Origin of the sequence: Streptomyces sp. NPDC057939, assembly GCF_042887545.1 — a bacterium.
GTDB lineage: Bacteria > Actinomycetota > Actinomycetes > Streptomycetales > Streptomycetaceae > Streptomyces.
In genome coordinates this window covers 36,819-51,215 of record NZ_JBHVPG010000043.1, presented here as the reverse complement: position 1 = coordinate 51,215, position 14,397 = coordinate 36,819, and the positions used below count along the sequence as shown (strand labels likewise).

Below are 14,397 nucleotides of genomic sequence, written 5' to 3'. Positions count from 1 at the left end.
GCGTCACTGCTGGGCCCTCCACATTTCTTCGAGCATGTCGATCTGGTCCTGGTCGAGTTCGACCAGGTCGAGGTCCGAGGGGGTGTGCCCCGCGGTGGTGCCGCCGGAAGCCCAGGCGGCGAGGGTGTCGAGGGCGGCCAGCCAGCGGTCGGCGATCAGCGCGACGGTCTCCTCGGGCAGGGCCTCACCGGCCCTGACGAACACGGCGGCCAGTTCCGGGCCGTCCGTCCCGTCGACGATCTCGACGTTGATCTCCAGCGCGTGCGACAACGGCAGCTCCGGGTGCGGACGGCCCGACAGGGCCTGCGCCTCCGCGGCCGGACCCCACGCGGAGGCGTCCGCGCCGGTCTGCCGGCCGAGGTAGTTCCAAAGGATCTCGGCGTTGCCCGTACCGGCGAACAGGGCGGCGGTCGCCGGGTTCCCGTACCGCAGCAGCCCGGCGCCGATGCCCCCGTCGGGCACCTCCCGCAGGAGCTCCTTGACCTCCTTCAGGGCGGCCCCGGCGTCCTCCCGCCCGTCCAGCACGGCCGCCGGATCGTACGAGGACGCCGCCAGCCGCACCGGATGGATGCTGGTCAGCCAGCCGACCGTACGGGTGAGGTCGGCGCCCGGCAGCAACTCCTGCTCCCGGCCGTGCCCCTCCAGGTCGACGGTGAACCCGCGAGCCCCGGACCGTCCGTGCCGGGCCGCCCACTCGCCGACGGCCAGCGACAGGGCCGTCAGCAGGGTGTCGCCGACCGTCCCGTGGAAGGCCGACGGCACGGCCTGCAGCAGCGGCGCCGTCCGCTCGGCCGACAGGCGCACCGTCAGCGCCCGGGCGGTGGCCGCCGTGTCCCGGGCCGGATCCAGCGGACGCCCGGCGAGCAGCGGCCCGCCCGGCGCGGCCGCCAGCCAGCGGTCGAGCTCGGCGGTCCGCCGGGGGTGCTGCGCCTCGGCCAGCAGGTGCGTGGTCCAGGTCCGCAGGGACGTCCCGACGGGTTCCAGCACCGGTGTCCCGCCGGCGACGGCCTGCTCGTACGCCGACCGGAGGTCGGGCAGCAGGATCTGCCAGGACACCTCGTCCACCGCCAGGTGGTGCGCGGCGATCAGCAGCCGCCCGGCGGCGCCGGGACCCCGGTCGAGGTGCACGGCCCGCACCAGCGTCCCGGCCACCGGGTCGAGCAGCCCCGACAGGCGGGCCGACTGCCCGGCCACCAGCTCCCTCAGCTCGGCGTCCCCGGCGGCGGACGCGTCGACGCGTTCCATGACGGCCGACGCCGCCACCGCGCCCACGGGCCGGACCTCCGCGCTCCACACCCCGGCACGGGGCACGGTCAGGAGCTGCCGCAACCCGTCGTGGTGGTCCAGTACGGACTGCAACGCGGTCACCAGGTGCGCGTGGTCCACCCCGGCGGGCAGCAGCACCAGCCGGGCCTGCCCGAACGAGGCGAACGGACCGCCGCGCGCGGCGAGCCACTGCGCGACGGGCGGCAGCGGCAGCGGCCCCGGGCCCCCGTCGGAGGCCCGCGCCGGGGCCGGCGGGGCGTCGGCCCGCGAGGTCGCGACGGCCGCGAGACCGGCCGGCGTCGGGTGCTGGAACACCTGCCGGGCCGAGACCGTCAGCCCGGCCCTGCGGGCCAGGCCCACCAGCCGGATCGAGATGATGCTGTCCCCGCCGAGCTCGAAGAAGTTCTCCTCGGTGGTGATCATCGGCAGTCCGAGGACCTCCGCCATCAGGGCGGCCAGCACCTGCGCCGGGTCCGCGGCCGGACCGGAGCGCGGTGCGGCCTCCGGCGCGGGGCGCGGCGGGGAGGCCGGTGCGGGCAGGGCCCGCCGGTCGAGCTTGCCGTTCGGCGAGAGCGGGAGCCGCTCCAGCGCGACGAAAACCGCCGGGACCATGTACTCGGGCAGGCGCGCGGCGGCCAGGACGCGCAGGGCCTGCGGATCGAGGTCCGTCCCGGGCGCGGGGACCGCGTACGCCACCAGCCGCTGCACCCCGGGCACGTCCTCGCGCACCAGTACCGCCGTCTGCTCCACCCCCGGCGCCGAGGCGAGCACGGCCTCGATCTCGCCGAGTTCGATGCGGAACCCGCGGAGCTTGACCTGGTCGTCGGTGCGGCCGAGGTAGTGGAGGTGGCCGTCGGGCAGCCACTGGGCGAGGTCGCCGGTGCGGTACATGCGCGCGCCGGGTGCGCCGTGGGGGTCGGCGGTGAAGCGTTCCGCGGTGAGGCCGGGCCGGGCCAGGTAGCCGCGGGCCAGCTGGATTCCGGCCAGGTACAACTCCCCGGGCGTACCAGGGGGTACGGGCCGCAGACGGGCGTCGAGGACGTAGGTCCGGGTGTTCCAGACGGGGGTGCCGATGGGGGCTCCGGTGCGGCCCGGCACGAGGGTCCCCGGGGTGCAGGTGGTGGCGGTGACGTCGACGGCGGCTTCGGTGGGGCCGTAGAGGTTGGCGAGGTGGACGGGGGTGGGTGGGGTGTGGAAGCGGGTGACGAGTTCGGCGGGGAGTGCTTCGCCCGAGCAGGTGACGAGGCGGAGGGTGGGGCAGTCGGTGAGGTCGGATTCGCCGAGGAAGGCGGTGAGCATGGAGGGGACGAAGTGGAGGACGGTGATGTGTTGTTGGCGGATGAGGTCGGCGAGGTACTCGGGGTCTTTGTGTCCGTCGGGGCGGGCGATGACGAGGGGGGTGCCTTGGGTGAGGGGCCAGAAGAATTCCCAGACGGATACGTCGAATCCGGCGGGTGTTTTTTGGAGTACGCGGTCGTGGGTGGTGAGTTGGTAGGTGTGCTGCATCCATTGGATGCGGTTGACGATGGCTTCGTGTTCGACCATGACGCCCTTGGGGCGTCCGGTGGAGCCGGAGGTGAAGATGACGTAGGCGGGGTGGCGGGGGAGCAGGGGTGCCACCCGGTCCGCGTCCGACACCGGATCGCGGGACAGCCGCTCCAGTTCGACCCCGATCTCCGGCGCGTCCACGACCACCACCTCGGCGCCCGGGGGCACCGGGACGAGGCCCAGCGACACCAGGTCCGTCACCACGCACACCGGGGCGGCGGTCTCGGCCATGTAGCCGAGGCGTTCGGTGGGCAGGGTGAGGTCGAGGGGGAGGTAGGCGCCGCCGGCGCGGACGACCGCGTGCAGGGCCACGAGCAGGGACAGGGACCGGGGCAGGGCGACCGCGACCACCGTCTCGGGGCCCGCGCCCCGGTCGATCAGCAGTCGGGCGAGCCGGTTGACGCGCTCCTCGAACGCGGGTCGTGACAGCTCCACCCCCTCGAAGACGAGCGCGGGGCCGGCAGCGCCGAGGGCGCCCTCGGAAACCAGGTCGGCGAGGGTGGCCGGGCCGGTCACGGGAACGGCGGTGTCGTTCCAGCGGTGCAGCACCAGCTCGCGCTCCTGCGCGGACAGCACCTCCAACTCCGCCACCGGACGGTCCGGAGCGGCCACCGCGGCATCGAGCAACCGCACGAGCCGGTCCGCGAGGGTGCGCACCGTCCCCTCGTCGAACAGGTCGGACGCGTAGCGGATGCCGCCCTCGATGCCCGCGCCCTCGCGGGCCGTACCGAAGGCGATCTCCAGGTCGAACTTGGCCCCGCCGGTCTCCACCGTCAGCTCGGCCGCCGGCATCCCGAACAGCTCGGGCAGCACGGAGTCCACCGAGTGGTAGGTCACCATCGTCTGGAACAGGGGGTTCCGGGAGCGGGACCGTTCGTGGTCCACCGCCTCGACGACCGCCTCCCACGGCAGGTCGGCGTGGGCGAAGGCGGCCAGCCCGGTGTCGCGCACCCGTGCCACCAACTCGCCGAACGTCGGCGTGCCGGAGAGGTCCGCCCGCAGGACCAGCGTGTTCAGGAAGAAGCCGGCCAGGCCCTCCCACTCCGCGCCGTCCCGCCCGGAGACCGGGCTGCCGAGCGGGATGTCGTCGCCCGCGCCCAGCCGGTGCAACAGGGCGGCGACCGCGGCGTGCACCACCATGAACGGCGTCGCGCCGCCCTCTCGGGCGATCCGCAGCAGGCCGTCCGTCGTCGCGGCGGACACCGAGAAGCCCACCACGCCGCCCTCGTACGAGGGCTCCGCCGGCCGGGACCGGTCGGTGGGCAGCGCCACCTCAGCCGGGAGCCCGGCGAGGGCGCCGCGCCAGAACTCGGTCTGCCGGGCGGCCACCGACAGCGGGTCCGCGGCGTCGCCCAGCACCTCCCGCTGCCACTGGGCGAAGTCCACGTACTGGAAGGGCAGTTCGGCCCGATCCGGAGCCGTACCCGCCCGCCGCGCCGTGTAGGCCTCGTCCAGGTCCGCGAGCAGCAGGGCCGTCGAGGACTCGTCGGTGGCGACGTGGTGCACGAGCAGGAGCAGGACGTGGTCGTCCGGCGCGGCCCTCAGCAGGGTCACGCGGACCGGGATCTCCGAGGCCAGGTCGAAGAGGTGACCGCCGGCCCGGACGGCCTCGTCGGCCGGCCGGTCGACGGGCACGTCACGGAGCTCCACCGGCACGTCCACCCCGACGGGCAGCACGCGCTGGTACGGCTCGCCGTCGTGCTCCGCGATCACCGTGCGCAGCACCTCGTGCCGCGCCACCAGGTCCCCGACCGCGGCGCGCAGCGCCGTGAAGTCGACCGGACCCCGCAGACGGACCGCGACGGGCACGTTGTACGTGGCCGCCGGGCCGCGGACACTGTCCACCACCCACAGCCGGTGCTGGGCGAAGGACAGCGGAGGCCGTTCGGGCCTGACGCCCGCGCCCGGTCGGGGCCGGCTGCCCGCGCCGGCCGGTGCCAGCCGCGCGGCGAGCGCCTCGACGGTCCGCAGCTCGAACACGTCGCGGATCCCGCACTCGACGCCGAGCACCTCACGGATCCGTCCCGCCGCGCGGGCCGCCAGCAGCGAGTGGCCGCCCAGGGCGAAGAAGTCGTCCCGTACGCCCACGGTCGGACGCCCCAGCACGGAGGCCAGGATCCCCGTCAGAACCTCCTCGCGCACGTCCCGGGGGGCGCGCGAGGAGGACACGGCCGCGAGTTCCGGCGCGGGCAGGGCCCGCCGGTCGAGCTTGCCGTTGGGGGAGAGGGGCAGGGCGGGGAGGGCGACGAAGGCGGTCGGAACCATGTACTCGGGGAGCCGGTCGGCGGCCAGCGCGCGCAGGGCGTCCGGGTCGCTGTCGGTGCCGGGCGCCGGGACGACGTAGGCCACCAACTGCTGCATCCCGGGTACGTCCTCGCGCACCAGCACGGCGGCCTGGGCGACGGACGCGGAGGACGTCAGGACCGTTGCTATTTCGCCGAGTTCGATGCGGAAGCCGCGGAGTTTGATTTGGTCGTCGGTGCGGCCGAGGTAGTGGAGGTGGCCGTCGGGCAGCCACTGGGCGAGGTCGCCGGTGCGGTACATGCGGGTGCCGGGAGGGCCGTAGGGGTTGGCGGTGAAGCGTTCCGCGGTGAGGCCGGGTCGGGAGAGGTAGCCGCGGGCGAGTTGGGTGCCGGCGAGGTAGAGCTCGCCGGGGGTGCCTGGGGGTACGGGGTTGAGGTTGTGGTCGAGGACGTAGGTCCGGGTGTTCCAGATGGGGGTGCCGATGGGGGCGGTGGTGTGGGTGTCGGTGTGGGGGGTGCAGGTGGTGGCGGTGACGTCGACGGCGGCTTCGGTGGGGCCGTAGAGGTTGGCGAGTTGGGTGTGGGTGCTGGGGGTGTGGAAGCGGGTGACGAGTTCGGTGGGGAGTGCTTCGCCGGAGCAGGTGACGAGGCGGAGGGTGGGGCAGTCGGTGAGGTCGGATTCGCCGAGGAAGGCGGTGAGCATGGAGGGGACGAAGTGGAGGACGGTGATGTGTTGTCGGCGGATGAGGTCGGCGAGGTATTCGGGGTCTTTGTGTCCGTCGGGGCGGGCGATGACGAGGGGGGTGCCTTGGGTGAGGGGCCAGAAGAATTCCCAGACGGATACGTCGAATCCGGCGGGTGTTTTTTGGAGTACGCGGTCGTGGGTGGTGAGTTGGTAGGTGTGCTGCATCCATTGGATGCGGTTGACGATGGCTTCGTGTTCGACCATGACGCCCTTGGGGCGTCCGGTGGAGCCGGAGGTGAAGATGACGTAGGCGGGGTGGCGGGGCAGGAGCGGGGTGATCCGCTCGGAGTCCGACAACGGACCGGTTCGCTGTGCCGCCAGGAGCTCCGCGGCCTCCCGGGAGTCCATCAGCAGCCGCTCGACGGCCGGGTCCGACGGAAGGAGAGTTGCCGACAGTGTGTCGGTAAGAATCAGGGTCGGGGCGGCCGTCCGCGTCATGTACGAGAGGCGATCGGCCGGCAGGCCGAGGTCCAGCGGGAGGTAGGCGCCACCCGCGCGGACGACCGCGTGCAGGGCCACGAGCAGTTCGAACGAACGGGGCAGGGCGACCGCGACGACGCTCTCCGGCCCGACGCCGCGGCCGATCAGCAACCGGGCGAGGCGGTCGACGCGCTCCTCGAACGCGGGCCGTGACAGCTCGACCCCCTCGAAGACCAGGGCGGCCCCCGTCGCGCCCGCCGTGCCGGCGAAGACCAGGTCGGCGAGGGTGGCCGGGCCGGTCACGGGAACGGCGGTGTCGTTCCAGCGGTGCAGCACCAGCTCGCGCTCCTGCGCGGACAGCACCTCCAACTCCGCCACCGGACGGTCCGGAGCGGCCACCGCGGCATCGAGCAACCGCACCAGACGCGCGGTCATCGCCTCGACGGTCTTCGCGTCGAACAGGTCCGTCGCGTAACGGATTCCGCAGGTCATCCCCGGAACCCCGGCCGCGGCACGCCGGAAGAGGATCTCCAGGTCGAACTTGGCGGCGCCGGCCGACACCGGCACCTCCTCGGCCGTCAGCCCCTCGAACAGGGCGACCGGGCCGCGCCCCGCGCCCTCGTACGCCACCAGGGTCTGGAACAGCGGGTGCCGCGACAGCGACCGCTCCGGGTTCACCGCCTCCACGACCGCCTCGAAGGGGAGGTCGGCGTGTTCCAGGGCCGCGGTGGCGGCCGAGGCCGTGCGCAGCAGCAGCTCGCGGAACGTCGGCGTCCCGGACAGGTCGGCGCGCAGGACCACCGTGTTGACGAAGAACCCGACCAGCGGGTCGAGGGACTCCTCGCCGCGTCCCGCGACGGGGCTGCCGAGCGGGACGTCGTCACCGGCGCCCAGCCGGTGCAGCAGGGCGGCGACCGCCGCCGACACCACCGTGAAGGCCGTCGTGCCCGTCGCCGCGGCGAGGGCGTCCAGACCGGAGACCAGTTCGGCGGGCAGTTCGGCGGTGACCGTCCGTCCCGTGTACGTGGGCTCCGCCGGGCGCGGCCGGTCCGTGACCAGGGGCAGCTCCTGGGGCAGGCCCGCCAGGGCCGTGCTCCAGTAACCCGCCTGGCGGTGCGCCAGGGCCCCCTCCCGCGCGGCGTCGCCCAGCAGCTCGCGCTGCCACAGCGCGTAGTCCGCGTACTGCACCGGCAGGACCGCGAACCGCGGTTCCGCACCGGCCGACCGGGCCGCGTACGCCTCCGCGAGGTCCGCCAGCAGCGGGCCCGTCGACCACTCGTCCCCGGCGATGTGGTGCATCAGCAGGAGCAGCGTCCACTCCTCCGGGCCGGCCTCCAGCAGGGTCGCCCGCAGCGGGAGCTCGGTCGCGAGGTCGAAGGGCCGGGCCGTCTCCCGGTCGATCCGTGCCGCGTGCCCGGCGGCCGGCGCCCGCTCCACGACGAAGGGCACCTCGACGTCCCCGACGGGCAGGATCCGCTGGTACGGACCCTGTGCGTCCTCCGCGTACACGGTGCGCAGCGCCTCGTGCCGGGCCACCACGTCCCCCACGGCCGCGGCCAGCGCGGCCGGGTCCAGGGCGCCGCGCAGCCGCAGCGCGAGCGGGATGTTGTAGGTCGCGGACGGGCCGTCCAGCCGGTGCAGGAACCACAGGCGGGCCTGTGCGTACGACAGGGGCAGCCGCTGCGGGCGCACGCCGCCCACCGGGGCGGGGCGGCCCGCCCCGCCGCGGTCGGCGAGCCGGGTGGCCAGCCGGGCGACGGTCCGGGCCTCGAACACGTCGCGGACCGAGCACTCCGTGCCCGCGGCGCGGATCCGGGCCGCCACCCGGGTGGCCAGCAGCGAGTGCCCGCCCAGCCGGAAGAAGTCGTCGTCGGCACCCACTGACAGCAGCGACAGGGACTGCGCGAAGACCTCGGCGATCCGCTCCTCGGCCGCGCCCCGCGGCGGGCGCGAGGACGCCGCCGTACCGAGGGTCGGGGCCGGCAGCAGGGCGCGGTCCAGCTTGCCGTTGACGTTGGTCGGCAGGGCGTCCAGAGCCACCAACGCCGCCGGAACCATGTGCTCCGGAAGATGTGCGGCCAGTTCCCCGCGGAGCCTCTCCACGTCCTCGGGGCCGGCGCCGGTCACATATCCGACCAGCCGGGGCATGCCGGGGTCGTCCTCGCGGACCACCACCGCCGCGGCCGAGACGCCGTCCAGCGCGGTCAGGGCCGCCTCCACCTCGCCGGGCTCCACCCGGAACCCGCGGATCTTGACCTGGTCGTCGGCCCGACCGAGGAACTCGATCAGCCCGTCCCCACGGCGACGCACGAGGTCACCCGTGCGGTACATGCGGCTGCCGGGCGACCCGAACGGGTCGGCGACGAACCGCTCCGAGGTGAGCGCGAACCGGCCCAGGTAACCGCGCGCGATCTGCTCGCCCGCCAGGTACAGCTCACCCGTCACCCCCGTCGGCACCGGCCGCAGCCGGCCGTCCAGGACGTGCGCGCGGGTGTTGTCGAGCGGTCGGCCCACGACCGGGGTCGGGCAGTCGCCCACCCGGGCCACCAGGGCGTCCACGGTGAACTCGGTCGGACCGTAGTAGTTGACGACCTCCACGTCGGTGAACGCGGCCAACTCCTCCCACAGCGCGGCGGGCACGGCCTCCCCGCCCAGCAGGAACAGCGGCGGTCGCCAGTCCCCGGTCAGCAGGCCCGCGTCCAGGAGCTGTCGGGCGTACGACGGCGTGACGTCGAGGGTGTCGATCCGCTCGGTGCGGACGTACGCCACGACCGCCTCGGCGTCCCGGCGCTCGAACTCGTCGAGCACGTGCAGCTCGTGGCCCGCCACCAGCCACAGCAACTGCTCCCAGGAGGAGTCGAAGGAGAACGAGGCCGTGTGCAGGGCGCGCACGCGGCGGCCCGACCGGCGGGCGACCGGCAGGTACAGCTCGCGCTCGTGGTCACGGAAGAGCCTGGTCAGGCCGGCGTGCCGGAGCACCACCCCCTTGGGGAGGCCGGTGGACCCCGAGGTGTAGATGACGTACGCGGCCTGTTCGGGGCCCGTCACGGCGTCCGGGCCGGGCACGGCCGCGGCCAGTCGTCGCACGGTCGCCGGGTCGTCCAGGACGACGGCCGGTACACCGGGCACCCGCGCCGCGACGGCGGCGGTCGTCACCACGCACACCGGGGACGCGTCCCGCAGCATGTGGGCGAGCCGTTCGGCCGGGTGGTCCAGGTCCAGCGGCAGGTAGGCCCCGCCCGCCTTGAGGACGGCCAGGACGGCGACGACGGCGTCGGCGGACCGGGGCACCGCGAGTCCCACGACCGTGTCCGGGCCGACCCCCTCGGCGGTCAGGACGGCGGCCAACCGGCCTGCACGGTCCACGAGTTCGGCGAATGTCAGCCGCTCGTGGCCGGCCACCACCGCAAGGGCGTCCGGTGCGGCGGCCGCCCGCTCCGCGAACACCTCCGTCACGCTCCGCGCGGGCACGGGCCGGGCCGTGTCGTTCCACCGGGCCAGCCGCTCCCGCTCCTCGGCGTCGCGCAGCTCCCACTGCGACACCCGCAGCTCGGGGGCCGCGACCGCTTCGGCGAGGGCGCGCAGCAGCCGGTCCGCGAAGGTCTCCACCGTCTCCCGGTCGAACAGGGCGGTGGAGTGGAAGACCTCCAGCTCCAGGTCCTCGCCGTGCGCGGAGTCCGCGAAGGTGACGTCCAGGTCGAACTTGGTGACGCCGGGATCGACCCGGTCGGCGCGGGCGGACCGCCCGAACAGGGTCCGTACGTCCTCGGAGACCGTGCTGTGCGAGACCATCGTCTGGAAGAGCGGGTGCCGCGACAGGGACCGCTCGGGGTTGACCGCCTCCACCACCTGGTCGAACGGCAGGTCGGCGTGGTCCAGGGCCGTCAGATCGGCCGCCCGGACCCGTTCCAGGAGCTCACCGAACGTCGGGTCGCCGGACAGGTCGGTGCGCAGCACCACCGTGTTGACGAAGAAGCCCACCAGGTCGTCGAGGGCGCTGTCGGCGCGTCCCGCGACCGGGCTGCCGAGGACGAGGTCCTCGCCCGCGCCGAGCCGGTGCAGCGTCGCGGCGACCGCCGCGTGCACCACCATGAACACGCTGGTGCCGCTCTCCCGCGCCAACGTCCGTACGGCGAGCGCGAGATCGCGCGGCAGCGAGCGGAACGTCAGCGCCCCGGCGTGCTGCGCCGTCGCCGCGCGGGGCCGGTCCGGGGTCAGGCCGCCGGCCTCCGCCGGCAGGCCCGCCAGTTCCGAGCGCCAGAACGCGGCCTGCTCGGCCGCGAGGGTGCCCGGCCGGTCCGCGGCGCCGAGCAGCTCCCGCTGCCACAGCGCGTAGTCGGCGTACTGCACCGGCAGCGGGGCGAACGCGGGCTCGGCGCCCTCCAGTCGGGCGGCGTAGGCCTGTTCCAGATCGCGCAGGAACGGCCCCATCGACCACTCGTCGCTCGCGATGTGGTGGAGCAGTACGACGAGGGCGTCCGTCCCCGCGCCGGTGTCGCGCACCAGCGTCACCCGCAGCGGAGCCTGCGCCGCGATGTCGAAGAGGTGCCCGAGGGCCCGGGTGACGGCCTCGTCCAGCGCGGCGGCGCCCTCGACCTCGTCGACGGAGAGCCGCACACCGGCCGCGGCCGCGTCCAGCACCCGCTGGAACGGGATGCCGTCGCGCTCCCCGAAGACCGTGCGCAGGGCCTCGTGGCGGGCGACGGTGTCGGCCAGCGCCGCGTCCAGCGCGACCGCGTCGAGCCGGCCGTCGAACAGGACGGCGAACGGGATGTTGTAGGTGGCGCTCGGGCCCTCCACCTGGTGCAGGAACCACAGCCGCTGCTGGGCGTAGGACAGCGGCAGCGGGTCGGGGCGGACCCCGGCCGACGGCGCGGTCCGGGACACCGCGGCGCGCTCCGCCAGCAGGCCGGCCAGCGCGGCCACGGTCCGGGCCTCGAACACGTCCCTGATCCCGCAGTCGGTGCCGAGAGCGGCCCGGGTCCGGGCGATCACCCGGGCGGCGGGCAGGGAGTGCCCGCCCAGTACGAAGAAGTCGTCGTCGGGGCCCACGGAGGGCAGGCCGAGGACGTCGGCGAAGATGCCGGCGAGGATCTCCTCGCGGGCACCGCGCGGACTGCGCCCCCCGGCGGAGACCAGCCCCGCCAGGTCGGGGGCGGGCAGGGCCCGCCGGTCGACCTTCCCGTTCGCGGTCAGCGGGAACGCGTCGAGGACCACGACGGCCGAGGGCACCATGTACTCGGGCAGCGCGCCGGCGGCGGCCTCGCGCAACGCGCCGGGGGCCGGGTCGGCGGCGTCGGTGGCGGGGGTGACGTAGCCGACCAGGGCGGGGAAGCCCGGCAGGTCCTCGCGGACCAGGCAGACGGCCCGGCCGACGCCCGCGCAGGCCGTCAGCACCGTCTCGACCTCCCCGAGTTCGATGCGGAAGCCGCGCAGCTTGATCTGGTCGTCGGCCCGGCCCAGGAACTCGATCCGGCCGTCGGCCCGGCGCCGGACCAGGTCCCCGGTCCGGTACATGCGCTCGCCGGGACCGCCGAACGGGTCGGCCACGAACCGCTCCGACGTCAGGGCGGGGCGGCCCAGGTAGCCGCGGGCCAACTGGCCGCCGCCCAGGTACAGCTCGCCGGGCCGGCCGGGGGCCACCGGGCGCAGCGCGCCGTCCAGGACGCGGGCGCGGGTGTTCCAGAACGGGGTGCCGATGTCGGGGACGCCCGAGTGGTCGGGGGCGAGGACGCCGGAGGTGGCCCAGACGGTCGCCTCGGTCGGGCCGTACACGTTGGTCACCGAAGCCGCGGTCCGGGCCAGCCGCTCGGCGAGGGCGGCGGGGAGGGCCTCGCCGCCGACGAGGACCCGGGTCCCGGCCAGCGAGGTCGGCCGGCCGTCCTCCAGCAGGGCGTGCCACAGCGAGGGCGTGGCCTGCATGACGGCCGGGCGGTGCTCGTCGACGAGGGCGGCCAGGGCCGCGGGGTCGCGTACGGTGTCGCGGTCGGCGAGGACCACGGTGGCGCCGCTCAGCAGCGGGGTGTGGATCTCCAGCACGTGGATGTCGAAGGAGACGGTCGTCACCGCGACGAGCCGGTCCCCGGGAGCGAGCGCGAGCTCCTCGGACTGCATGCGCAGGAAGTTGGCGAGCGCCGAGTGGGGGATCACGACCCCCTTGGGGCGGCCGGTGGAGCCCGAGGTGTAGATGACGTACGCCGGGTGGTGGGGCCCGGGCCGAACCGGACGCGGGATCGTTTCATCGGGGGCGGCGGAGCCATCGGTCGCGTCGCCGGGACCCGCGTCGGCCAGCGCGGACAGGGTGTCGGGGGAGTCCAGGACCACGACGGGCACCCCGGCGACCTGCGGGACGAGGGGCGCGAGGGCCAGCGTCGTCAGCACGCACACCGGTCGGGCGTCCTCGACCATGAACGAGAGCCGCTCGGCCGGGTAGTCCAGGTCCAACGGGAGGTAGGCCCCGCCCGCCTTGAGCACCCCGAGCAGCGACACGACCAGGTCCTCGCCCCGCGCGAGCGCGATGCCGACGACGGCCTCCGGGCCCACGCCGTGTCCGACGAGGACCCGGGCGAGCCGGTCGGAACGGTCGGCCAGGGCTGCGTAGTCGAGGGACTTCCTCCCGGCGACCACGGCCGTCACTCCGGGGTGGAGCCGCGCCGCCTCATCGAAGAGGTCCACGAGGGTACCGGCCGGCAGCTCGCGCACGGTGTCGTCGTCCGCGCGTACGACGGCCTCCAGCGCGGCGGGCGCCAGCAGGTCCGGCCGGCCCACCGGAGCCTGCGGTCCGGCGGCGGCCAGCTCCCGCAGGAAGTGCGCGAACTCGGCGCAACGGGCGCCCAGCGACGTCGCGTCGTAGGCGTCGGGGTTGCCGTCGAACTCGAACCGGATCCGGCCCTGCGCGCCGTCGTGGTAGACCCCGAGGGTGATGTCGTCCACCGGACCGGCGGCGATGTTGTGGACCGTCCCGGGGGAGCCCGCGAAGTCCAGGGCGGTGTCGAAGGCCTTGATGTTGACCATGGGCCCCAGGAGGCCCTGGGCCCGCCCGGACAGTCCGAGGTCGCGGCGGATGTCCTCGGCGCGGTAGCGCTGGTGGCGGCGCAGGCCGGTGGTCGCGGCGGCGACCTCGCGGACCAGCTCGCCGATGGAGGTCGCGGGGCGCACGGGCACCCGCAGGGGCAGCACGTTCACCACCATGGCCGGCACCTTCAGCGCGGCCGACCCGAGCCGGGCCATCGCCGGGACGGACAGCAGGACGTCGCGGCTGCCGGTGGAGCGGTGCACGAAGGCGGCGAAGGCCGCCGTCACCACGTCGGCCCAACTGGCCTTGGCGTCGCGGGCGATGGCGAGCAGACCGGTGGTTTCGGCAGGGTCGAGGGTGGCTCCGTCCCGGAGGAATCCGTGCGCGGCGGGCACGGCCGTGCCGCTCAGGGGTTCCGGCTCGGGGCAGTCGGCGAGGCGCTCCAGCCAGTACGCGCGGTCCGCCGCGAAGGTCTCGGAGGTCCGGTACTCCCGCTCGGCCTCCACGACCGAGGCGAGGGTGCCGAACGGGCGGGCCGGCGGCTCCTCGCCGTTCAGCAGGGCCGAGTAGACCTCGGCGGTGCGCCGGGAGAGCAGGGAGAACGCGAACGCGTCGAGGGTGATGTGGTGGGCCCGCTGGTACCACAGGACCCGCTCGGGGCCGACCCGGTGCAGGGTGAACAGGGACAGGGTGTCGGCGGTCAGGTCGAGCGGTCGCGCCATGTCGCGGCGCATCGCCTCGACGGCGGCGCCCACCGGGTCCTCCTCCCCGGTGTGGTCGAGCACGGCCACCAGCGGACCGGAGGCCGGTCCGGACCAGGTCTCCTGGTACGGCTCGCCCGCCGCGTCCTCGGAGAAGCGCGCGGTCAGCGCCTCGCACTCGGAGACCGTCCGCCGCAGCGCGGTGACGAACACGCCGGGGTCGAGCGGACCGTCGATCTCGACGTACTGGCCCACGTTGTAGACGGGGGACGCGGGGTCGAGCCGCTGGCCGTACCAAACACCGGCCTGTGCCCCGGTGAGGGGGAGACGCTGGGAAGGGCGGTCGCTCATGGGATCGTGCTCCAGATTCAGGCAGCTGCGGGGAGAGGCGAAGGGAGGGCCGTGGCGGTCGACGGCCCGTGACGGGGACGCGGGCGGGGCGCGGCGCGCGGTCCCCCT

1 protein-coding gene is annotated in these 14,397 nt (G+C 74.8%); it reads right to left on the bottom strand.

Features of this window, described 5'->3' with window-relative positions; translation table 11 throughout:
* Positions 1-3: 3 nt before the first annotated feature.
* A complete protein-coding gene (locus ACFVS6_RS32885) occupies positions 4-14,289 on the bottom strand; it encodes an amino acid adenylation domain-containing protein (RefSeq protein WP_389709690.1) in 14,286 nt (4,761 codons plus the stop codon).
* Positions 14,290-14,397 lie beyond the last annotated feature (108 nt).